Genomic DNA, 23,513 nt, shown 5'->3' on the forward strand with positions numbered 1-23,513 from the left:
ATATGCTTTGAAACTATAAGTCTAACTTAGCAGTGCGCTACACTATAAAGTAATCCTAGTTAAGCTCTTTTATTGTGATAGTAATATCGCGTGGTGCAGTCTCATCACCGCCAAAGTATGGGTATAGCTGATAACCTGCCCCTGCTCCCTGACAGGCTCTTGGCATCTCAACTTCATTACCGTTAAGCACGAAAACATACTTTCCGTCCTCCATGCGCAGCTCACACACCACTGCCTCTCCTATTGGCACTGATCCAAGCAATTTATAGTCCCATTGCTTGTTCAGGTAAGTATAAGCCAATAGCTCTAACCTGTTGTTGTACCAGCGCCAACCAAAGCGCGCACTGTTAACATGGTGACTGGAGTTACAGTCAGATAAGCCATAAAGCTTATTGATGTCAGCCTGGTTGTTTGCAACCACAGTAGTATAGACAGCTGAATTATCGAATGTTACCTCAAACTTGAGACTGCTGGTAGTTACCTGTTTTAGACCGTTTTTGTCTGAATAATGGGATCCTTTTTTGATGGTATAGACAACCGCTGGAGTGTCTTGCTCCTCCTGCTTAGGCTCAACCTCGGCTACGGTTTCGCAAGCGCCCATAGCAAGGCCTAGTACCAGTAGCGACGCAAACTGCCGCATCCGTACAAATAATAACATTGGCTAAAAATGAAAAGTGGCTAAAAGTGATATTTCACGGGAAAACACAAAGCTGCAAAGTAATGGTTCCTGCTGTTCCAAAAGTATAAAATTTTAAACAAAAAAAGCCCCTGAAGATTATTCTTCAGGGGCTTTTTTTGTACTATAAAAACTAATCTACTTCATTAACTAGCCTCAGCCTCAAGCAGTTGACCTGTTTGCGCCTCGGCTTCGTCATGTTTCTTGTCTTCCTGACCGTGTGTTAATTTATTGATACGCTTAGTCAATATCATCAGAATTATGCCTAGCACAATAGTGAAACCTGCAATGCACATGAAGATTTCCAGTTCACCAAGGCGCTGAGCCCAAATACCTATCAAAGAAGCCAGCTTATTGCCTAGACCTGTTACTGCAAAGTATAAGCCCATCATAGAAGCTACAATGCGCTTAGGAGCTACCTTTGTAATGAAAGATAGAGACACTGGGGAAAGCGCCAACTCACCGATAGTATGGAACAGGTAAGCAAACACCAACCAATGCAGTGACGAAAGTCCATCTGCAGAAGAGTTACGCTGCAAAGAAGCGAAAACCATGAAGATGAAGCCTATACCTAAGATGGCGGTACCTAATCCCATTTTAAAAATGGACGGAGGGTTTTTGCCTCTTTTGGCCAAAGCTATCCAGATAGAAGCTACTATACCTCCCAAGGTAAGGATGAAGAAAGAGTTTAAACCCTGTAACCAAGCTGTAGGCACTTCCCAGCCAAACACTACACGATCAGTATACTGCAAGGCATAAAGGTTCATCAAACCACCTGCCTGCTCAAAAGAGGCCCAGAATACAAGTACAATAATGAAAGAAATAAGGATAACAATGATTCTGTCCCACTCCTGCTTATTGAAGCCAAGGAAGCCAGTATGAGCGGCCTGAGTCTGGTCTTTCGTAAATATTCTGTTTTCGCTATTTTCTTCTTTCGTTAAGTTTCCAACTCTGTGAAGGTACTTGCGTCCCCAGATAAACACGATTTGGCCAAGCACCATACCAAAACCAGCAAGGCTGAAGCCATAATGCCAACCGTATACTTCACCTACATAACCGACAATAAGAGAAGCAAGCAGGGCACCAAGGTTGATACCCATATAGAAGATGGTAAAACCTGAGTCGCGGCGGCTATCACCTTCTTTATAAAGTCCACCAACCATGGTAGAAATGTTTGGCTTAAGCAAACCAGTACCGACAACAATAAGGCACAACGCCGTGTAGAAAGCCCACTCTGGAGGGTAAGCCATCAACAGGTGGCCGGCAACCAGCGTAAAGCCACCAATAATAACTGCATTCTTCTGCCCCAATACCTTATCAGCCAGAATACCACCAGGTATAGACATCAGGTAAACGAACATGGTATAGGTACCATAAAGCTCTAGTGCTTCCTCGTTAGACCAGCCATAACCCCCATGGGTAGTAGAAACCAAGAAGAGTACCAAGATACCACGCATACCGTAGTAGCTGAAGCGCTCCCACATTTCAGTAAAGAACAGGATCATTAATCCTTTTGGGTGGCCAAACAAAGTGCCTTGGTTCTCAATAAAACTAGGCGCTCTCCCCCCGGAGATATTCTGAGATTTTGACATAAATTGGTTTTAGCTATTAATTCAGTTTGCGCATTATAAAACTAAAAATACCACTCTATTCTGAGTATTACAAATTTGTGGCTATCCTGTGTTAAAACTCCGACACAGCAAGCAGGTACTATGTTTTAGAGAGGGCCCTGTTACCTCGGCCTGTCATTTATGTTACTTATTCATTCTCAAGTAAATTCACACTTACCTTTTTCTTTTTTTGATTTATTCTTGTAGCCATACGCATTGCCGCTCTTAGATTTGATCAAGTCTATATACAAAAAAGAAGTTTTATTGCTGCTGCCTCTTAAACTTGGTTCTTCCAACACCGTAGAAATTGAAAGGAGCAAGTTGCTTTAAAAGGTTACTGTGATTATCACCAGCGTATATTTTTCATAGGACCCTTCCTACTCTTCTTGTTCCCAAAGCTACCCGATAAGCGGGAAAACTTTAATAAGGGTAACGCAAAGTTAGCGCCTGCCTAAGGATTCTGAGAGCCCCCGTATGCATGCACCTAATGAGTAGCTTATAATAATGTATTAAACAAGAAGTGAGTACATACTTTTAATACTGTTTTTGCTATTTTTGTGTCATTGTTCTATAAACCTATCAATTCAATCAACCCAAAAATTTCAATGAAAGAATCTGGAGTTAAATCTGAAGTAGCAGGTCTCGAAAGCATCGGTATAAAAGAGGCAAAAGAGGTTCTCTGGAACCTTCCTGCTGCGGAGCTGATAGAGGAGGCCATTAAGAATGGTGAAGGTTACCTCACAGACACCGGTGCCTTAATGTGCGACACCGGCAAGTTTACTGGCCGTTCACCCAAAGACCGCTTTATTGTAAAAGATGATCAGACTGAAGAGTCTGTGTGGTGGGGTGACATTAACATTCCTTTTGATGCGGACAAGTTCGATCAGCTGCACGCCAAGATGGTGGATTTCCTGAAAGACAAGAAGCTCTACGTCCGTGACGCCTATGCAGGTGCTCATCCTGAGTACCGTCTTAACCTACGGGTAATAAACACCCAGGCATGGCAGAACCTCTTTTGCTACAACATGTTCCTGCGTTTAACCATAGAGAAACTTAAGGACCATACACCAGGATTCACTATCATTTGTGCTCCTGAATTCCAGGCAGATCCTGCAGTAGATGGTACACGCCAACCTAACTTCGCCATTATCAATTTTAGTCAAAAGATGATTCTGATTGGAGGCACAGGGTATGCCGGCGAAATGAAAAAAGGAATATTTAGTGTGCTAAACTACATTCTGCCACACGAGCGCAATACCCTCTCTATGCACTGCTCCGCAAACGTAGGTAAAGACGGTGACACAGCGATATTCTTCGGGTTATCAGGCACAGGTAAAACAACTCTTTCTGCAGATCCTGAACGAGGGTTGATAGGCGACGATGAGCATGGATGGACAGAAGACAGTGTTTTTAATTTTGAAGGCGGCTGTTACGCTAAAGTAATTGACCTTACACGCGAGAAAGAACCACAAATCTGGGATGCCATTAAATATGGGTCAATAGTGGAAAATACCCGCTTCTACCCAGGCACACGCACAGTAGATTATACTAATAACACTGTTACAGAAAACACCCGCACGGCTTATCCTATAAACTACATCGATAATGCCGTTGATCCATCCAGAGGAGATATCCCCAAGAACATCTTTTTCCTGACAGCCGATGCCTTTGGTGTGCTGCCTCCAATTTCAAGACTAAATACAAGCCAGGCAATGTATCACTTTATTTCTGGATACACGGCTAAAGTAGCAGGCACTGAAGTTGGCGTAACTGAACCACAAACAACTTTCTCAGCTTGTTTTGGTGCAGCGTTTCTTCCTCTTCACCCAACCAAATATGCAGAAATGCTTGGCAGAAAGATGGAGGAGCACAAAGTAAATGTATGGCTGGTAAATACTGGTTGGACCGGTGGGCCATACGGTGCAGGAAGTCGTATGAAGCTGCCGTACACCCGTGCACTGATTACAGCCGCTTTAAAAGGCGACCTTGACAGTGTAGAATACTCTAAGCACCCAATTTTTGGCGTTGATATGCCTACCTCCTGCCCTAATGTTCCTGCTGATATACTTAACCCTCGCAATACCTGGGCAAACAAAGAAGAATATGATGCTAAGGCAACAGATCTTGCTTTGAAGTTTGTGAAGAACTTCCAAAAGTTTGCAGATTACGCAAATGATGAAATCTTGGCTGGTGCCCCGCAGGTAGAAGTTACTGCATAAGCACTCGAGCAGCTATAACTGTGAAAGCCTCTTCGCATTATTGTGAAGGGGCTTTTTCATTCAAAGGTGTTTAAGCGTATTTTTTATACTTTCGTATAAATATTTTGTCAGACAGAGAATTTGTTTCTCTTACAAGTGTTAACCTAGACATACAATTTCTTAATGCACCTTTTTTACACCCCAGACATCAACAGCGAATCTTATATATTAAGCGAAGAGGAATCAAAACATTGCACACGTGTACTGCGGCTGAGCGATGGAGATATCGTTTATTTGGTGGATGGTATAGGGGGCTTATATACAGCCATCATACAGGATGCTCATCATAAACGCTGCCAGCTTCAGGTAATAGATAAGCAAATTGAGTACGGTAAACTGCCTTATACCACACATATAGCTGTGGCTCCTACAAAGAATATGGACCGCATGGAGTGGTTCGTGGAGAAAGCGGTAGAAATTGGCGTGAGTGAAATTACCTTTCTATTGTGTGAGCACTCTGAAAGAAAGAATTTACGTTTGGATCGACTTGAGAAGATAGCCGTAAGTGCCATGAAGCAGTCGCAGAAAGGATATTTACCATTATTGAATGACTTAACTCCTTTCCATCGCTTTGTTCAAAAGTCCTTACCCGATTGCACATTTATAGCTCACCTTGAAGAGGATGCGACCAAAAGTGTAAAGGACTACTATAAGTTTGGCAAGCCACACTGCATCATGATTGGACCTGAAGGAGACTTCTCTGCTGCAGAAATTGCTGCTGCCTATGAGGCGGGTATAAAACCAGTTACCCTTGGCCAAAGTAGGCTGCGTACGGAAACAGCTGCCTTAGTGGCTTGCCATACCCTGAATGTACTGCACGACATCTATGCGCCGTTATAACCATACTGAATCACATCAATGTCTATGAAGCGCCTTACGACCCTACTACTAGCTTTAGTTACGGTTCTTTCCGTGGCCAAAGCTCAAACACACAGCTTTAAAATAGCTAAATTAAAGTATAATGGCGGTGGCGACTGGTATGCAAACAAAACCTCTCTACCAAACCTCATTCGTTTCTGTAACCAAAACCTGAACATGAATATTGCTTCTGATGAGGATGTAGTGGAGGTAGGTAGTCCAGAACTATTTACATACCCGTTTGTACATATGACTGGCCACGGTAACGTAGTTTTTTCTGATGCAGAGGCACAAAACCTAAGAAACTACTTATTGAGCGGCGGCTTTCTGCACATAGACGACAACTATGGCCTGGACCAATTCATCAGGAAGGAAATGAAAAAGGTTTTCCCGGAGTATGAGTTTGTAGAGATTCCTTTTAATCACCCTATTTACAAACAGAAATATAATTTCCCGAGAGGCTTACCTAAGGTACATGAGCATGACAATAAGCCCCCGCAAGGCTTCGGAATCATACATGAAGGACGCCTTGTTTGCTTTTACTCTTATGAAACTGACTTAGGTAACGGATGGGAAGACCAGGAAGTGCACAACGATCCGGAGCCAATCAGGCAACAAGCCCTACGCATGGGCGCCAACATTCTTTCTTTTGCGCTCACACAAGAGTAAATTAGCTGTACTTTCTATTGAATATTTCTGACAATATAACAGCATCACGCGCTGAGGCAGGGTTACGCAGCATTTTAGCATACTTGTTAGTTACACGTTCTGTTTTTTGAGATGGTATACTTGAAAGATCCTGATTCAAAAATTTAGAATTTTTGGCTGCCTCTATAGCTTCAGCTCTTTTTTCCCAGGATAAAACCTTCGGAGTAGAATTTTCATAATTTCTGTACTTCGGTGCAGGCTTAGCAGCAGTAGCTGTCTGTGGTAGATTTTGCGTGCTTACTTCAGATCGCTCACTAGCCTGCCGTACGACCTGTTGCCCCTCCTGCTTTGCTTGCTCCACCTTAGGCTGGAGTTCCCGCAGTATATCCTCAAAAGAAGTTACTGGCTTTGGTGGCTGCTGCCTAGGATAAGGCGCCCTCGGCTCCACATCAACATCCTGATCTTCCTCATCGCCACCTTTGAATGCTTTACGCCATTGCGTCAGAAGAAAATAAGCAACGGCAGCAAGTATGTAGAGAATAATCTTAAAATCGTCCATGGTATCAGCTTCTTACCAAATATAGTTAATTTCCCTTAAAGTTTAACATCTTTGCTTTATGTCAAGAATAATTAGCAAGGCTAGGGTTAAGGATAATTTGGTTACAAAATGTACCATGTGTCTTGTACTCTTATTTGCAACAGCATATTTTTTTGTTGCACATGAGGGGCTATATTATTCTGATGTCCTTGCTTATAGTGAGTTTGCTGAACGGAACATTTGACATTACCCATAATGGCCACATTTTTATTCATCGCCCCAGTGTGTATGTTCCAACTGCAGTTTTATACTACATCTTTGGGGTAAACTATATAAATTATTCCCTTTGGCCCTTTCTTTGCACATTGGGCTGCATTACTTTGGCCTATAAGGCTGCACACCATAACAAGTTGAACGCTGGATTTGCAGCAGTTTTTCTTGGCTTTACTTTCTATTTCGTTTATTTCATCAACTTTCTTTATCCTGATAATATTGTTGCCTTCTTCTGGCTAGTTGCTGCCACAATCTATTTTAGTATTTACAATGGAGATAAGACAAGGCTACTGCTCAAAGGCATTGTTTTTACATGCAGCCTTTTTATAGCAGGTCTTGCTAAAGAAACTGCCCTTATATTCCTACCTGTCTTTCTCTTTTTTGCTATCAGAGATATCTTTCAAAAAGACTATAAGCCTAGATTCTGGCTATACAGTTTAGTTACAGGAATTTTATTACTTCTAGTCTACTTTGGTTGGTATTACGCTGCAACAGGAAATCCTTTTTACAGGATTCATGAGATGGAAAGGGCTATCTTAGTTTATGACAACTATGTCACAAACACCTCGAAAAGCTACTTTAGGAGACTTGTGTGTGGACCAATAGATGCACTAGTAGGAACTGGAGCTTTTATCATTGTAGTATTTTCAGTTGGAGGCAATAGGTTATTGAAAGGTGAAGAGATCAAAAATAAACGATTCTGGTTCCTACTCTTTCTTACTTCATATCTTATACTTTGCTTTTCCTCAACCTCGCTTAAAGTGTACAACCCCATCAGACTAGATGCAAGAATGTATAATTTAGTTATACCTCCATTGGCTATTGCCGCTAGTTATGGATTCCAGAAGAAGCTCTCAAATATAAAGTTTTGCCTTGCCTATACTGTAACTTTTACTCTCGCTGCGTTTTACCTAAAAAACAGTGTTGGTGCTGTGTATGCCCTTTCGGCTCTGTACTTTGCCTTACATTCAATCTGTCTATACCTAAAGCACAAGCCAAGGCACCTACTGCCATACGCCGCTTTAGCCTCTGTTACGCTGTGTCTGGCTATACGCCCTGCGTACTTCATGCTGAGGGAGAAAACACTTCATTATCAAGAGCATAAGAACATCATTACTGTACTTGAACAGCATGCTAGTGAAGCTCAAATAACATCGGCTATAGTACCAAATTACCTCTTAAGCAGTAAGAACCATTTTCTTGAGTATAAACAGGTAAGCGGTTTGAAATTTTACAGCTATCATGACACAACGACAGCAGGAAAAAGAAGCCTTCTTCTGGTCAACCGCAGCTTGAACAGCAATCCTTCCTATTACGGATCAGCTCCAGGCAAGGCTTTGCTCAATGCAGCTAAGCAAGGGAAGCTTGTATGGAAAGAGGGCCCCGTAGAACTGTATGAATTAAAAACTCTTTGAATTTACAAGAGAGCGATATTTAAAATATAGTCTTATTTTTGAGTTTAGATAGAAGAGTTTCTGCGGACGCGAATGCAAGTTTCAAAATTAGAAATTAAAGGGTTTAAGAGTTTTGGCGACCGCGTCGTCATTAACTTTGACAACGGTATTACAGGTATTGTTGGGCCGAACGGTTGTGGTAAGTCTAACATTGTGGATGCCATACGTTGGGTACTGGGAGAACAGAAAACACGTAATCTCCGCTCAGATAAAATGGAGAACGTGATCTTTAACGGCTCCAAAACACGTAAGCCGGTTCAAATGGCTGAGGTGTCCATCACCTTTGACAACAACAAGGGCATCCTTCCTACTGAGTACTCACAGGTAACAGTTACGCGTAAGTACTACCGTACGGGTGAAAGCGAGTACATGTTGAATGGAGTAACATGCCGCCTGAAAGACATTAATGAGCTTTTCCTGGATACTGGTATCGGATCTGACAGCTATGCCATTATTGAGCTGAAAATGGTTGATGAGATCCTGAACGACAAGGAAAACTCGCGTCGCTTACTTTTCGAGGAGGCTGCCGGTATTTCAAAATTCCGTGTTCGAAAAAAGCAGACCCTGAAGAAACTGGAAGAGACAGACGCTGACCTGGAGCGCGTAGAAGACTTGCTGCATGAAATAGGCAAGAACATGAAAACGCTGGAGCGCCAGGCAAAGCAGGCTGTGAAGTATTTCAACCTAAAGGACGACTATAAAAAGCATAGCCTTGAGTTTGCCCGTCGTAACATCTCCCAATACCAGCACACGCTAGAGCGCCTGGAGCAGGACGTACAGCAGGAGTCAATTCTGAAGGAACAGTACATTACCGCTGTAACTGTTGCAGAAGACGCTATTGCAGGCCAAAAAGAAGAGCTGAACGATACACAGGAAAGGCTTTCTGAAATGCAGCGTACAATGCAGGTACAAACTGCAAAGCTGCGTCAGTTGGAGAACGACATCAAGCTGAAGTCTGAGCGCAGTACCTATTTAAAGGAGCGTATGCAACAGCTACGCCAGCAAATCAGCCAGGACACAGCAAATGTTGAGCACACACAGGAAAGTATACTGGAGCTGCGCGATGAATTGATGACGGTGCAGGATAGCTTTGCCGAGGCAGAGGAACAAGTGGCCGCTATGAAAGAGCAGCTACAAGAGGCTAACGAGCAGAAAGCAACCCTGCAGGAGGCATTTCAGGAACTGGTACAGCAGCAAAAAACAAAACAAAACGAAGTATACCAACTAAGCAAATCTCTCGAGATCAGCCAGGTACAGATACAGAACATTAATCAGGAGCTGGAGCGCTTGCAACAGCAGCAGCTAACAGCCGATGATGATGGTCGGGTACTACAGGAGCAACTCCAAGAAGCACAGCAGGTGCTGGAGGAACGTACTTCTGAACTGGTACGCCTGCAAGCTAAGGAGGAAACGCTTCAGCAAAGTATAGATACCACAGAAGCCAACATTGTTGAGCTAAAGGGACAACTAGTAGAGCTGAATCGTACCCTCGATGCGAAGCAGAACCAGTATAACCTAACCAAATCTCTTGTCGAGAACATGGAAGGTTTTCCAGAGGCAATTAAGTTTCTGAGCAAGTCTGAGAGCTGGAGTAAGCCAGCCCCTCTCCTTTCAGATATCCTAGTTTGTCAGCCTGATTACAAACCGCTTATTGAAAGCTATCTTGAGCAGTACATGAACTACTTTGTGGTAGACGAGCTTCAGGATGCCGTTGATGCTATTGCCTTACTCAAAGCCGAGAACGTAGGTCGTGCCAATTTCATCATTCTCTCAGAAATTGAGGAACTTGAGCCTACTGCCACATTTAGCGAAGGTAATTTACAGGCAGCTTACGAGGTTGTTTCTGCTGAGAAAAAGTATAGCAGCCTGATGAAATACATGCTGCGCAATGTTTACATCAGCGACGAATCAGAAGAAGAGCTTTATGACAGCGACTATAAAACCATCATCTTAAAAGATGGTAGTGCTATACGTAAACCGCTTAGCCTTTCAGGTGGCTCTGTAGGCGTCTTTGATGGTAACCGTCTGGGTCGTAAACAGAACTTGGAGAAGTTAGCAGAAGAAGTAGCCGAACTCGAAGAGCAAGTTGAGCTGCTGCAAAGCCGCATCAATACCCAAAATCAGATTCTGCAGAACTATAAAAATGAATCTGAGAAAGAGACAATAAAATCATTGGAAAAAGAGGTCAGCAAGTTGCAGCAAGACCTGCTCACAGTACGCATCAAGCATGAGCAGCACCAGCAAAACATCCGCAACTTTGATCAAAAGCGTGATGAGTTGCATGAGCGTTTACTGGAACTGCGCGAGCAAAGTATGGAGGTATCGCCTCAGGCTGAAGCAGACCAGAAAGAGCTACAGCGCCTTGAAGAGGAAATTGCGGTTTATACTTCCAACCTGGAGCGCCAGCAAGAGCAAATTACTGTTATATCTAGCCGCTATAACCAGGAAAATATCCAGTACCACCAGCTCAAAAACCGTTTTGCCAGCTTACAGCAAGAAATTAGCTACAAGCAGAAATCCGTAGAGACTAATCAGGAGCGCATTGAGGGCCTGAAACAAGAGCTAATTAAGTCAGAGCAGGAAATAGCTGAAGCTGACACATTCATACAAGACAACCAGGAAGTGGTGGAAAGTATGAATGAGGCCCGACGTGAGTATGCAGAAGAGCTTGAAGAAATAGAAAAAGAGTACTTTACTCTTCGTGGCGATCTGGATGAGAAAGATAAGAGTATCCGTGAAATGCAGCGTAAGCGTCAGAACTCTGATGAACTCCTTATGCGCATGCAGCAGGCGAAGACAGATACCCAGTTAAAGTTGGTGGCTATAAAGGAGCGCTTGGCAGCTGAATTCAACATTTCTGACGAAGACTTTGCAAGCCCAGTACCGGAAGAAGAGTTACTGATACCTCTCTCAAACGAAGAGCTAAGCGAGCATATTTCTAGTGTAAAAGCGCAGCTTGATAAAATGGGTCCGGTAAATGCAATGGCTGCAGAAGCCTATGCAGAAATCGAAGAGCGCGAAAAATTTATTTCAGAGCAACGTAATGATTTGGTTAACGCCAAGAACTCACTGATCGACACCATCAACGAGATTGATACAGTAGCCAAAGAGAAGTTTATGGACTCCTTCAACCAGATTAAAGACAACTTCAAGCATGTCTTCCGCAGTCTCTTTACAGAGGAAGATAACTGTGACTTGGTAATCTCAGATCCGAAGAATCCGCTGGAGGCAAAGATAGAGATTATGGCCCAGCCAAAAGGAAAGCGTCCTCTTACTATCAACCAGCTCTCTGGTGGTGAGAAAACACTTACAGCTATTTCGCTACTATTTGCGATTTACCTGCTAAAGCCAGCACCATTCTGTATCTTCGATGAGGTAGATGCCCCGCTAGATGATGCCAACATTGATAAGTTCAACAACATTATCCGCAAGTTCTCAAACGACTCACAGTTTATTGTAGTAACGCACAACAAGCGCACGATGTCTTCTACCGACGTTATGTATGGCATTACGATGATAGAGGCAGGTATATCAAGAGTTATACCTGTAGACCTACGTCAAATTGCTTAGGTATAACTTTTATGCATCATAAAGCAAAGAGAGCCGCTAGAGTATAGCGGCTCTCTTTGCTTTATGTTCTGCCCGAGTAGTAATGGTTCTAATATGCGTTATCTTACCCCCTGCTCTGGAAATTTAGCGGTTACGGTACGGTAGAAAGCCATAATCTTCTCCATATCAGCTTCAACATCACCTGTGGGATGAATAGTTGGTCCAATTCCAGCCTCTTTCTTAGCATAATCTAAGTAACCAAGTACAATAGGGACTTTCGCTCCTAGAGCTACATAATAAAACCCTTTTCGCCAGCGTGGCTGATATTTCCTTGTACCTTCTGGCGTTACCATCACACACATATCTCCTGGTGTTTCTTCAAAGATACGTACCATAGCATCCACCATGCGGGTGTTCTTGGAACGATCCACAGGTAAGGCTCCCATAGCCTTTAGAAGCGGCCCAAAAGGGAAACCCATAAACTCTTTTTTGATAGTATAACGGATGGGAGCATCCATTAAATAAAAAGCGGCCCGGGCATAAATAAAATCCCAGTTACTGGTATGTGGTGCTGCAACCATCACGCAACGGCGGTCTTCAGGAGCTAATGTTCCATTCAATTTCCAGCCCGATACTTTAAAAATAAGCTTAGAGATAAACTTGCCAATCATGTATTGTAAGGGTGTAAAATTACAGGGCTACCATACAGCGATAACCTGTGTTAAGTGCGTATCAAGCTGTATAGTTACGCACTTATGTTCTGTTTTACAAGGCCTCTTTGATGATATGCGACGTTCTGCGCAGCAAGTATGCTTGTACACCCACCCCTATCATAGGGCCAAACGAGACGTTTGCAGCATCTCCCTGCCATTCACGAGTGTAGCGGAAAGAAATCATAGGCTCAATTGCTATCTTCTCATTTATAAAAATTGCATAACCTACGCCCATAGTTCCTTCAAACAAATCTGTTTTATCGCCGCTTGAAAAATTGAGTAATCCACCTTTTAAAGCTAACTCCCCGAATACCCCATTATCTAGGTAGTATCGCGTAAAGGGGCCGCCCAGTAAAAACGTTCTTCGGAAGGTATCTTTCCCACCCTCAATAGAAACGCTATAACTTTCATGATTGATACCCAGATCAAGACCTACGGCAAAATCATGCCTTAAGAAATAGCCTCCTTTAAAGTTCATGTTAGCCAAAATGCTTGTACCTTCTTCAGGACCCAAAGGCTGATTAAGCTCCTTAGTTGTTTTATAAATGGTAGCATCTAAATCGCCACCTATAAGAATAGACCCATGCTTAACCTTAGCTTTAACCAAAAAGCTTTTGTTTTCCTGAGCGACAGCTACAGCTGAGATCAAGAATAGCAGGATTAGTAATTTAATTTTGAACATAAGCTACACTATATCATATACTTGCCTTTTACGAATATTTAATATAAGGATACAAGTAAAGTGATATTTATTTAAGGAATTAATCAATTTTTATTAATCTGCTGCCGAATATGCCTCTCCATACGCTTTGCATATCGATAACCTACATCAAATATTTCGTCAGCTTTCCTAAAGCTGGTTAGCCGGTAACTTTTCAACTCCTGTGGTTCTAAAAACAAATCACATTGGTTTAGACGAAGTTTGATGTTATTGTTGATAGCGAGCATCACGGTTCGCTCAATCATTCCTCTTAAGGATGTAATTTGAGCCTGATGGTTGATAGGGTTAACATGCACTGCAATTTTAACATCGCAGTTGTTGTACAAGGGCTCTATAGGCAGGTTATTTAACAGTCCACCATCATTCAGCAACTTTCCTTGGTAACGAACCGGCTGATAAAGTATGGGTACAGCAGAAGACGCAAGTAATGGTTTTATTACCTCACCACTAGAAAAGTAGGCCGTTACACCTTCATTCATTTCAGTAGCACTTACCACAACAGGCATCTTAAGATCCTCAAACGTTAAATGCGCACCTAAGTACTTATTGTAAAGCTTTTCTACCTCCTCTAGGTGTAGCAATCCTGTTTTCCCAAAGACAGGCCTCATCACCTGAAAAACACTTAGCTCTTTTATAAGCTTTAAAATTTCGTCTGGGGAGTATCCGTAGCCATATAGAACACCAGCAATAGCACCTGAACTAACACCGGAAATCATACTTATCTTTACACCGAGCTCATCCATTGCTTTCAATACGCCCAGATGTGCAATTCCTCTGGCACCACCACCAGATAAAGCCAAACCAACACGCATGCTTAGAGTTCAGCTAAACTAAACGTTTCTTTCAGGCGAACGCCCTTTTCTGTATGCTGTACTGTGCAGCACTGGTTCTCTGAATCATGCTCGAAGAAAAGAACCATTTCCTCATCAGCAGCCCGACTCAAAAATTGAGCTTTCTCATCTAAGGTCAAAAGAGGGCGTGTATCGTAGCCCATTACATATGGCAACGGGATATGACCTATTGAAGGCAAAAGGTCTGCCATATAAGCTAACTTGCGGCCTTTATACTCCATTATAGGCACCATCATCTTATCAGTATGGCCATCAGCATAAAATATCTCAAACTGTGGGAAAGGTGAAGGATTATTTGGATCAACAAACTTCAGGTGCCCACTCTCCTGCATAGGTAGGATGTTTTCCTTTAGAAAAGAAGCTTTCTCACGAGCGTTTGGTTTAGTTGCCCACTCCCAATGATCAGCATTCGACCAGTAAGTTGCGTTAGGGAATACCAACTCTAAAGCTCCATCACTGTTTTTATACTTAATACCGCCACCGCAGTGGTCAAAATGCAAGTGTGTAAGAAACACATCTGTAACATCATCCGTTGAAAATCCGGCAGCATGCAAAGAGCTCTGTAAAGAGGCATCACCGTGAAGATGATAGTGGCTGAAGAACTTTGCATCTTGCTTATCCCCTATCCCATTATCAATCAGTATCAGCCTGTCTCCATCCTCAATCAGCAAAGAGCGCATAGCCCACGTACACAAGTTGTTTTCGTCAGCCGGATTCGTTCGCTGCCATAGTGTTTTAGGCACGACACCAAACATTGCACCGCCATCTAGTTTGAAAAAACCTGTATCAATTACGTGAAGCTTCATAGTTCTGATTGTTTATGTGAAATATTTTTTATAATCTCTTTAAAAGATGAGAAGGCATCAAAAAAAATGAATTAGAGACAAGAACAACTGCTCAGGCCCCTAATTCATCTCTTATACTTGTTAGAGTTAGCTTATGCCTCGATAACCACTCCCATATTAGAGAACTTCTCAATTCGTTCCATGATACGTTCCTCAGAATCCATGGTTCCAAGCTCATCTAATAGTCTGACTATTTCTTTCTTCAACGTACGCATCATTTTGTCCGGGTCCAGGTGCGCGCCACCCAGAGGCTCCTTAATGATACCATCAATTAACTTATTTTGAAGCATGTCAGTGGCTGTTAACTTCAGCGCCTCCGCTGCCTGCTCCTTGTAGTTCCAGCTGCGCCATAAGATAGAAGAGCATGACTCAGGCGAGATCACAGAATACCAGGTATTCTCCAGCATCATAACACGGTCTCCAATAGCAATGCCTAAAGCACCACCTGAAGCACCTTCACCAATAATGATGCAGATCACCGGCACCTTCAGCATGAACATTTCTTTCAGGTTACGGGCGATGGCTTCGCCTTGTCCTCGTTCTTCTGCCTCAAGACCAGGGAAAGCACCAGGAGTGTCGATGAACGTAACAATAGGCTTGTTGAACTTCTCTGCCATCTTCATCAGGCGAAGAGCCTTGCGGTAACCCTCAGGATTAGCCATGCCAAAGTTACGCAACTGACGCTGCTTGGTATTACGTCCTTTCTGCTGGCCGATAAACATAACACTACGTCCATCTACCTCTCCAAAGCCACCAACCATGGCTTTATCATCGCTAACCGTACGGTCACCGTGTAGTTCAACAAATTTATCAGTAATGCCTTGGATGTAATCCAAAGTATAAGGTCTTTCTGGGTGACGAGAAAGTTGAACACGCTGCCAACGGGTAAGGTTAGCATATGTTTCTTTCTTTAGAGTCTTAATCTTCTCCTCCAGGGCCTTTACCGCCTCCGAAACATCAACCTGACTTTCGTTGGCAAGTTTTTTCATCTCCTGCAGTTTGCCCTCTAGAGAAGCAATGGGCTGTTCGAAATCTAAAAGCATAAGTTCTTAGCTTGTGTTTAGCACTACAAATTTAAGAGTTTCCGCCAATGCACGTAACACAAGAGTGAATTTAAACTTGTCTTAAAAAATAATTCCCCTGTAAATGAAGAGGTTTAGAATTTTTACTGAAAATATAGCGCTAAAAATATGCTCTGGACTTGCACAATTAAATCCGAGCACATACCTTTGCATCACTTTAACAGACAGTGTTAGAGAAAAAGTAAATGGTCTGGTAGTTCAGTTGGTTAGAATGCCGCCCTGTCACGGCGGAGGTCGCGGGTTCGAGTCCCGTCCAGACCGCAGATAAAACTGCGGTAGTCGCACAAAAGAGCAAAAGGCTCTTAAACATCAAAAGTATTGGTCTGGTAGTTCAGTTGGTTAGAATGCCGCCCTGTCACGGCGGAGGTCGCGGGTTCGAGTCCCGTCCAGACCGCTCTTAAAAGAGCCTGAGTTAATTCTCAGGCTCTTTTTTGTTTGTGTACTAAAAATAAGGGCCTGCCGAGTTTCCTCAGCAGGCCTTTATTTTGTTAATATGCGTGTCTGTTACTGCAACTCATGGTAGTTATAAACTTTATGACCACCTTCCACCAAGTAGCTGTCACGCTTGAACAGCTCAATGTCAGCCTCCATCATATCTTTTACCAAGGCAGGCAGGTCATACTTGGGTTGCCACTGCAGTTTTTCTTTGGCTTTGGTAGCGTCACCAATCAATAGCTCTACCTCGGTTGGACGGAAGTAGTTAGCATCTACACATACAACCTCACGACCCAGCTCTAATTGATAGTCGGGATTATTACAAGCTGCCACGTAGCCTTTCTCCTCCACTCCTTCTCCTCTGAACTCAATCACAATGCCTAGTTCAGCAAAGGACATTTTCACAAAGTCACGAACTGTAGTAGTTACACCTGTTGCGATGACGTAATCTTCTGGCTGATCCTGCTGAAGAATACGCCACATTGCCTCTACATAATCTTTAGCGTGGCCCCAGTCTCGTCTGGCATCCATGTTACCCAAATACAGCCTGTCCTGCAGGCCCATTCCTATTCGGGCGGCTGCACGCGTGATCTTTCTTGTAACAAAGGTCTCACCTCTCAGCGGCGACTCGTGGTTGAAGAGGATACCATTGCAGGCATACATGCCATAGGCCTCACGGTAGTTAACAGTGATCCAGTAAGCATAAAGCTTAGCAACAGCATAAGGAGAGCGAGGATAGAACGGAGTAGTTTCCGTTTGAGGTACTGCCTGTACTAATCCATAAAGTTCAGAAGTAGAGGCTTGGTACACCTTGGTCTTTTTCGTTAAACCAAGAATCCTGATCGCCTCTAAAATACGAAGCGTTCCAAGGCCGTCAGCATTTGCTGTATATTCTGGCGTGTCGAAGCTCACCTTCACGTGGCTCATAGCCGCCAGGTTATAAATCTCGTCAGGCTGCGTCTCCTGAATGATGCGGATTAGGTTTGTGGAATCGGTCAAGTCCCCGTAGTGCAGCTTAAAGTTAATGTTCTGCTCGTGCGGATCCTGGTATAAATGGTCGATTCTGTCTGTATTAAAGCTTGAGCTGCGGCGCTTAAGGCCGTGCACTTTATATCCTTTGCTTAGAAGTAGCTCAGCCAGGTATGCTCCATCCTGACCGGTTACACCAGTAATAAGGGCAGTTTTCATTTGTAAAGGGTTTGTAATATGTATAGAAGTATATTGAACGGATATATATACTACACTTCTACAAATTTGTTTTTAAAATCTGCATAAGCTAAGGCAATTCCCTCAGATAAAGAGGTAGAATGTTTGAAACCAGCACGATGCAGTTTCGAGACATCCATCAGCTTGCGCGGGGTGCCATCCGGCTTGGACGTGTCAAACTCCAGATCGCCTTCGAACCCCACCACTTCCTTCACAAGGAGCGCCAGTTCTTTTATGGTGATGTCCTCCCCTGTTCCAATGTTCACAAGCTCGCGTTCATTGTAATGCGCCATCAGGTAAAGGCAAGCCTGAGCAAGGTCATCGGCAAACAAAAATTCACGTCGTGGGCTACCGGTGCCCCAAACGGTTACAGCGGGCGCGCCGGCCTCTTTGGCCTCATGAAACTTGCGGATCAGCGCAGGAAGAACATGAGAATTGCTTAGGTCATAGTTGTCGTTGTAGCCATACAGGTTGGTAGGCATAACGCTGATGAAGTTACAGCCATACTGGTCGCGGTATGCCTCGCAGAGCTTTACACCTGCAATCTTAGCGATGGCATAGGGCTCGTTGGTAGGTTCCAAGGGACCAGTCAGAAGATACTCCTCCTTCAGCGGCTGTGGAGCTAACTTGGGGTAGATACAGGATGATCCCAGGAACATCAGTTTCTCTACTTCATACTTATAAGCGCTGTGGATAATGTTCGCCTCAATCATGAGGTTGTCGTAAAGGAATTCAGCCCGGTAAGTATTGTTGGCTTGGATTCCGCCTACTTTAGCAGCAGCCAAGAAAACATACGCTGGTCTTTCCTCCTGAAAGAAGTTATCTACAGCAAACTGGCTTCTCAGATCCAGTTCTTTTGATGTGCGGGTGATGATGTTGGAAAAGCCCTCACTTTGTAGCTTTCGAACGATGGCAGAGCCGACCATGCCTCTATGGCCCGCTACGTATATTTTAGAATCTTTATGCATAAATATATATGAAGATAGGTACTAAACGAATAAGGGGAATTACCCCCTTATTCGTTTCCACCAAGACTTTGTTTCGTTATCTTCAGCATAATAGCCATAGCCATATCCGTAACCATACCCGTAGCCATAGTTTAGTTTCTTATAATCAACATCATTGAACAGAATGGCTGTTTTGCGAATCTTACCTGACTCTACTTGCAGTTGCAGATTTTTAAGGAAGTCCTTGATTGTATAATCTTGGCGCACCATAAACACATTGGCGTCTGATAACTGCATCAGTTCTAATCCATCAGAAAGTATGCCTACAGGCGGAGTATCCATAATTATATAATCATAGCGTTTCTTTAACTCCACAATAAGCTCAGACATACGGTTGCTCAATAGTAATTCAGAAGGGTTGGGCGGGATATCTCCAGAAGGGAGTACATGCAGGTTTTCCTGAATTGTTTTGTTAATTACCTCATCTAAGGTGATATGACCAGCCAAGTAATTGCTTAGGCCTGTGCTACTGCTTACCCCTAGGTCCGTGTTATTATTTGGCTTACGCATATCCGCATTTACCAGAAGCGTTTTCTCCCCAGAAATAGAGATGATATAGGCTAAATTCTTGGCAGAAAAAGTTTTACCCTCCCCACTGATAGAAGAGGTGATTACAATGATCTTGCCTCCTTCTGTTGCTGTATCAGTTACACCTGTCATGTATCGCAGGTTAGATCTAACAGTTCGAAAAGCCTCAGCTAAAGCCGATTTTGGGCTAAGGTTTGCCAGTAGGTTATCTTCTTTTTTGTTATGACCTACAAGTCCAAGCAAAGGAAGCTCTGTAAATTTGGCTATATCCTCTACAGTATGAATTTTATTATTCATCAGCTCTTTTATGAAAATAAAAGCCAATGGCAAACCAAGTCCAAGCGCAAGGGCTATACCATAATTACGGAGTGGAAGCGGAGCAGTCTGCTTACTAACAGAGGCCTCTTTTAAAATCGTAATATCAGAGGTGTTTGCAGCTTTTGAGATACCTGCCTCTGCACGCTTCTCCATTAAGAACACGTACAAATTCTCACTTAAGCTATAGAGTCTTTGAATATTAATCAACTGTCTCTCCGAAGAAGGTAGCTTTTGCAATTCTGCAGCAGCCACTTGTATTCGCTGATTTAAATTTTTAAGAGCAATCTGATTAGCCTCCTCCAAGCTGCTCAGGTTTTCAAGCAGTGATGCTCTTACCTCAGCTAATTGCTGTCTTTTAACTTTTATTCCTGGATTGTCCTGCCCTTGATTAGATGAGGCAACACTCAGCTCGGTTTGAAGCGTTACTAATTGAGAAACCAAGGCGTTTAGCACAGGATCACTTATGCCTAATGTTGCAGGAGCTTGAATTTGATCATTGGCATTTTCCTTACTAAGGTAGTTTGACAAGTAGTCGTAGTATCGGGAGTTCATTAAAAGCTCAGCTTTTCTCTGCTCCAGGGACTCCAGTTCACCGGCCACTTTTGCACCTGCTGCACTTAAATCCATAGCTGAATTACGTCTTTTAAAATCCTCTAACCTTGACTCGATGAAATAAAGCGAATCGCTGATTTGCTGAAGTTGCACATCAATAAAGTCTAATGTACCAACAGCCTTTGCATTCTTGATGGCAAGATTATTCTGCCTGTATGTTTCCATATGGGCATTCAGGTAGTCAACATCTTTCTTTGGAGTAGTGCCTCCTACGGTTAAAACCAAGGCAGAAGCATCTCCTCCGTAAGGAGATACAGACAAATTTGAGGCATACCTTCTAGCTAAGTCATCCAAATCATTCAGCACAAAAAGCACCTCGTTACCTGCGAAAGGCTCAGGTTTCAATAACTCGATAGTGAAGGCGAAGCCATCTATTAGGTATGATTTCCCAAACTTGAACGATTTATCATTTAGTTTAGAATTCCATTTCTGGTTCTCAGTTGACAGGGTATAGGTATCCTGATCAACTAAGCTTATTTTAAAACTAATATTATAGGGCGCGTCAGCAGAGGTCGTATCAAAAACTACGTGTATTGGAGCATCTCCTTTATATGCTTCAAGTAACAAGACGTTTCCCTGAATGAAGTAGCTAACTCTAAAGTCTAATTTATCAAGCGTCTCGCGCGCTAGAGACTTTGTCTTCAAAATCATGGACTCATTTGTAAGTCCCTGAGTTCCTTTGAATAGTTCAGAACCATATAGGAGAGCTGCTGCATTAGCCCCTTGCGTAGCATCACCCGAAACCATCACCGTTGAAGTAATCTCATACTGAGGAACAGTATACCTATTTACAAGATATGCTACTGTTAGCGCTAGGATGGCACCTAAGACAAAAAGATACCATTTAGCTATTGCCGAGTTTAATACAGCTTTAAAATCAATAAAGCTGCTTTCTTCAGGATTGAAAGTAGATTCCAACTTATAATTCGTTTATTGTAATCTTGTATAGAGTAGAACAATAGATGCTAAGAAACCAAAGCCTAGAGATATAGTACCGAAAACATTCTCCCGGAAGAACTTAGCAGGCAGGGGATCAACCACGAGCATATCGTCGGGCTTTAAATAGAAGTTATTCTTCGCTAAAGTAGTTTCGTCCAAAAGGCTGAAAGCATAAATTTTAGCTTGCCCCTCTTCGTAACGAATCAACTTTATTTTACCCCGATCCGCATAACTGGTCAAGCCGCCAGCAGTAGCAATAGCCTCCATCACATTAATGTTGTCCTGGTAGGTAGTAAACTGCCCTTGGCTTCCTACTTCTCCAACTATGGTATAGCGAAAAGTTAACAAGCGCAGGTTCACAGTTGGATTTGCCAGGAAAGGCTTAAGTGCTTCAGTTACAGCAACACGGGCCTCTGGCATAGTAAGCCCAGTCAAATGAACTTTACCGACTACAGGAATCAAAATATCTCCAGCATCATCAATTGTGTAGCCACTAAGAACAGGATCATCAGAACCTGAGGTAGTTACAGGTGAATTTAGAAAATTATATTCCGTAGGTGTAGTTGTCTGAACTCTTAATGACAGCACATCACCGGGCTTTAGAGTATAAACCGGCTTCTTAAGGTCAAATGTCTTCAAAAGTTCATCTGCTTTACCCTGATCTTTTACTTCAGGGTTCTCCTGTAACAGGAGAAGCTTTTTTTGTGGTACACAGGAGGCAAAAATCACCATCCCCAGCATGATCCACCACGCGATAAGGGTTTTGCGCATCAGATTATTATTCCTTCTATTATAGATTAACCTAAAGGTTTATCTTGTAGTATATTTTTTCGCTTGAAATGGTAAAAATATGAAAATAATGCTTGGGATTACATTTTTAAGTTCAATTAAATTCGATGTCCTAGGTTAAAACTGCACCTGAATCCCATTTGATATAGCATACACAAAGTTAGTAACAGGCACAATAGGCTCATCTTCAAATGTACAACTGAAGTTTGTTTTAAAAGAAAACCTTGTATTTAACTTTACCTGCAAGGTCACATCTCCGCTGACTCTGTTGCGAAACGTGTCAATTCTATTGTCATAACCAACCTGATAGTATACAATTCCTTCCGTACTTACTAACTCGTTGATCTTTGCCTTTATACTGGCGTAGTTTGTAGATATCAGAAGGTCTGACGTGATTAGCCTGTTCTCCTCCTCAGGGTTCTCCCACTCCTCATGCTCATGCATAAAGCCACTACCAAGGTATATCCCACTGTTCTTACGCTTCAGCAAACGATAACGAACCCCTCCCCCGGCCAGTGTTCTTAGCTCTAGCCCCCTAGCTTTATCAGCTTGTAATTGCGTGAAGAGTTCATTTGAAAGTCGCCTCTTGCGAAATAGATTTACCCTAAAATGAGAGTATCCTGTACTTGCCACAGTGTTTCGAAGCTCTTTAGAATCATAGTTAACTAACAAGTAGTTGTAGTAGTTTAGCAGCAGATAGCTGTGCTTCTCAGCAACGTAGGCTACATCTCCAGTAAATGTTAACTGAAGATAGTTGTTAGGATTATCCTTGCCTGCGTTTCTGTTGAACATAGAAAAGCTAAAGCCTGCTTTTCCTGTAAAGTAACCAGAGGTGTCCCGATCTACCCGCGATTGCTCAATGTTTAGAATTTGACCAAATACTTTAGGGGAACTAGAACAAATAACCAGAAAAAGAAGCAAAGCAAAAAACCTTGCACTCCTTGACAGGAAGAAGTGGCATAAAGAAAATATTATCAGCATAAAATAGCTTGCTAACCTAAACATTTCGCCAATTCTAACGCATATATTCTAAAGGAGCAAATTAGATGATGGTTGATACTAATTTAAGCTTAGAAACTAAAATTAGCAGCTCTTCTTCCCTTTCGGAATAAATATAGTTTTGGACATGGCAAGAAACTCGGTAGAATTGATAAAAGCGCTACGCGAAACTGCCAACAGGTTAGCGCGTGGCGAAAGGTATGAATGGGGGCACATGGGTAGCTGCAATTGTGGCCATCTGGCGCAAACCATAACAAAGTATAGCAAGGGTAAAATACATGGAGCTGCTATGTGGCGCTGTGGTGACTGGCGTGAGCAACTTCGTGACTATTGTCCCCAGAGTGGTCTTCCGCTAGATGAAATCATTGACCGCATGTTAGATTTTGGCGTCACGCGCAATGAACTTTCCTACCTAGAAACGTTATCTCATCCAGATATACTAAAGCGCCTCCCTAAGAATCATCGGTATCTGAAGCACAACCACCGTGACGATGTTGTGCTTTACCTTCACACATGGGCTACATTTCTAGAAGAGGAGCTCCTCTCCCAACTTGTATTGCCGGCTCCATTAGAGCAAGCCAAGGTATAACAGCAGAGCTGTAGC

The 23,513-nt window shown here is 42.9% G+C and carries 19 protein-coding genes and 2 tRNA genes; 8 read left to right on the forward strand and 13 right to left on the reverse strand.

Annotated features, from left to right (window positions below; all coding sequences use genetic code 11):
• Window positions 1–55: 55 nt before the first annotated feature.
• Together PKOR_RS18795 and PKOR_RS18800 are read right to left on the reverse strand one after the other, a co-directional pair.
• Entirely contained in the window at window positions 56–658 is a 603-nt protein-coding gene (locus PKOR_RS18795) for a hypothetical protein (RefSeq protein ID WP_148561747.1), read from the reverse strand.
• Between the two features lie 164 nt (window positions 659–822).
• The gene (locus tag PKOR_RS18800; protein WP_046312718.1) at window positions 823–2,268 is read right to left on the reverse strand and encodes a peptide MFS transporter; all 1,446 of its coding nucleotides are present in this window, start codon (window positions 2,266–2,268) and stop codon (window positions 823–825) included.
• 623 nt (window positions 2,269–2,891) lie between these two features.
• Here PKOR_RS18800 and pckA point away from each other — a divergent pair.
• The 3 genes from pckA to PKOR_RS18815 all read left to right on the forward strand — a co-directional run bounded on the left by pckA (window position 2,892) and on the right by PKOR_RS18815 (window position 6,071).
• Window positions 2,892–4,505: a phosphoenolpyruvate carboxykinase (ATP) gene (gene pckA / locus PKOR_RS18805; protein ID WP_046312719.1), complete on the forward strand. Its 1,614-nt coding sequence runs from the start codon at window positions 2,892–2,894 to the stop codon at window positions 4,503–4,505.
• A gap of 162 nt (window positions 4,506–4,667) precedes the next feature.
• Window positions 4,668–5,384, forward strand: a complete 717-nt coding sequence (locus PKOR_RS18810; RefSeq protein ID WP_046312721.1) for a 16S rRNA (uracil(1498)-N(3))-methyltransferase — start codon at window positions 4,668–4,670, stop codon at window positions 5,382–5,384.
• A 24-nt stretch (window positions 5,385–5,408) separates the two neighbouring features.
• Window positions 5,409–6,071, forward strand: a complete 663-nt coding sequence (locus tag PKOR_RS18815; RefSeq protein ID WP_046314652.1) for a DUF4159 domain-containing protein — start codon at window positions 5,409–5,411, stop codon at window positions 6,069–6,071.
• Window position 6,072: 1 nt separating this feature from the next.
• On the opposite strand, the gene PKOR_RS18820 is transcribed toward PKOR_RS18815, so the two are convergent.
• Window positions 6,073–6,609 carry a hypothetical protein gene (locus PKOR_RS18820; RefSeq protein WP_046312722.1) on the reverse strand — a complete coding sequence of 179 codons (537 nt, stop codon included), beginning with the start codon at window positions 6,607–6,609 and terminating at the stop codon, window positions 6,073–6,075.
• 389 nt (window positions 6,610–6,998) lie between these two features.
• On the opposite strand from PKOR_RS18820, the gene PKOR_RS18825 reads away from it, so the two are divergent.
• Both PKOR_RS18825 and smc read left to right on the forward strand, forming a co-directional pair.
• Window positions 6,999–8,276: a cation-translocating P-type ATPase gene (locus tag PKOR_RS18825; RefSeq protein WP_148561748.1), complete on the forward strand. Its 1,278-nt coding sequence runs from the start codon at window positions 6,999–7,001 to the stop codon at window positions 8,274–8,276.
• Window positions 8,277–8,348: 72 nt separating this feature from the next.
• Window positions 8,349–11,885, forward strand: coding sequence for a chromosome segregation protein SMC (smc, locus tag PKOR_RS18830; protein WP_046312725.1), 3,537 nt, complete (start codon window positions 8,349–8,351; stop codon window positions 11,883–11,885).
• A gap of 98 nt (window positions 11,886–11,983) precedes the next feature.
• Here the strand turns inward: smc and PKOR_RS18835 are convergent, their stop codons facing one another.
• The 5 genes from PKOR_RS18835 to PKOR_RS18855 form a co-directional block, all read right to left on the reverse strand.
• A complete protein-coding gene (locus PKOR_RS18835) occupies window positions 11,984–12,535 on the reverse strand; it encodes a 1-acyl-sn-glycerol-3-phosphate acyltransferase (protein WP_084694840.1) in 552 nt (183 codons plus the stop codon).
• Window positions 12,536–12,629: 94 nt separating this feature from the next.
• Window positions 12,630–13,259, reverse strand: coding sequence for a hypothetical protein (locus PKOR_RS18840; RefSeq protein ID WP_046312727.1), 630 nt, complete (start codon window positions 13,257–13,259; stop codon window positions 12,630–12,632).
• Between the two features lie 83 nt (window positions 13,260–13,342).
• Window positions 13,343–14,110 (reverse strand): patatin-like phospholipase family protein, encoded by a 768-nt coding sequence (locus PKOR_RS18845; protein ID WP_046312728.1) that lies wholly within the window; start codon window positions 14,108–14,110, stop codon window positions 13,343–13,345.
• Between the two features lie 2 nt (window positions 14,111–14,112).
• The gene (locus PKOR_RS18850) at window positions 14,113–14,955 is read right to left on the reverse strand and encodes an MBL fold metallo-hydrolase (RefSeq protein WP_046312730.1); all 843 of its coding nucleotides are present in this window, start codon (window positions 14,953–14,955) and stop codon (window positions 14,113–14,115) included.
• Between the two features lie 131 nt (window positions 14,956–15,086).
• Window positions 15,087–16,037, reverse strand: a complete 951-nt coding sequence (locus tag PKOR_RS18855) for an acetyl-CoA carboxylase carboxyltransferase subunit alpha (RefSeq protein WP_046312732.1) — start codon at window positions 16,035–16,037, stop codon at window positions 15,087–15,089.
• A 226-nt stretch (window positions 16,038–16,263) separates the two neighbouring features.
• Between PKOR_RS18855 and PKOR_RS18860 the strand changes: the two genes are divergently transcribed.
• Both PKOR_RS18860 and PKOR_RS18865 read left to right on the forward strand, forming a co-directional pair.
• Window positions 16,264–16,337: transfer RNA gene (locus tag PKOR_RS18860), tRNA-Asp, on the forward strand.
• Window positions 16,338–16,396: 59 nt separating this feature from the next.
• Window positions 16,397–16,470 (forward strand) — tRNA-Asp (locus tag PKOR_RS18865).
• A gap of 110 nt (window positions 16,471–16,580) precedes the next feature.
• On the opposite strand, the gene gmd is transcribed toward PKOR_RS18865, so the two are convergent.
• The 5 genes from gmd to PKOR_RS18890 all read right to left on the reverse strand — a co-directional run bounded on the left by gmd (window position 16,581) and on the right by PKOR_RS18890 (window position 22,702).
• On the reverse strand, window positions 16,581–17,699 hold the full coding sequence (gmd, locus tag PKOR_RS18870) for a GDP-mannose 4,6-dehydratase (RefSeq protein WP_046308632.1): 1,119 nt from the start codon (window positions 17,697–17,699) through the stop codon (window positions 16,581–16,583).
• Between the two features lie 50 nt (window positions 17,700–17,749).
• Window positions 17,750–18,685, reverse strand: a complete 936-nt coding sequence (gene fcl / locus PKOR_RS18875; protein WP_046312733.1) for a GDP-L-fucose synthase — start codon at window positions 18,683–18,685, stop codon at window positions 17,750–17,752.
• Between the two features lie 39 nt (window positions 18,686–18,724).
• A complete protein-coding gene (locus tag PKOR_RS18880; protein ID WP_046312735.1) occupies window positions 18,725–21,100 on the reverse strand; it encodes a polysaccharide biosynthesis tyrosine autokinase in 2,376 nt (791 codons plus the stop codon).
• Window positions 21,101–21,112: 12 nt separating this feature from the next.
• Entirely contained in the window at window positions 21,113–21,892 is a 780-nt protein-coding gene (locus tag PKOR_RS18885) for a polysaccharide biosynthesis/export family protein (RefSeq protein WP_084694841.1), read from the reverse strand.
• 135 nt (window positions 21,893–22,027) lie between these two features.
• On the reverse strand, window positions 22,028–22,702 hold the full coding sequence (locus PKOR_RS18890; protein WP_158453800.1) for a DUF481 domain-containing protein: 675 nt from the start codon (window positions 22,700–22,702) through the stop codon (window positions 22,028–22,030).
• 334 nt (window positions 22,703–23,036) lie between these two features.
• Here PKOR_RS18890 and PKOR_RS18895 point away from each other — a divergent pair, with 334 nt between their 5' ends.
• Window positions 23,037–23,498: a hypothetical protein gene (locus PKOR_RS18895; protein WP_046314655.1), complete on the forward strand. Its 462-nt coding sequence runs from the start codon at window positions 23,037–23,039 to the stop codon at window positions 23,496–23,498.
• The last annotated feature ends 15 nt before the right edge of the window (window positions 23,499–23,513 follow it).

The sequence above is a fragment of the Pontibacter korlensis genome (assembly GCF_000973725.1).
Lineage (GTDB): Bacteria > Bacteroidota > Bacteroidia > Cytophagales > Hymenobacteraceae > Pontibacter > Pontibacter korlensis.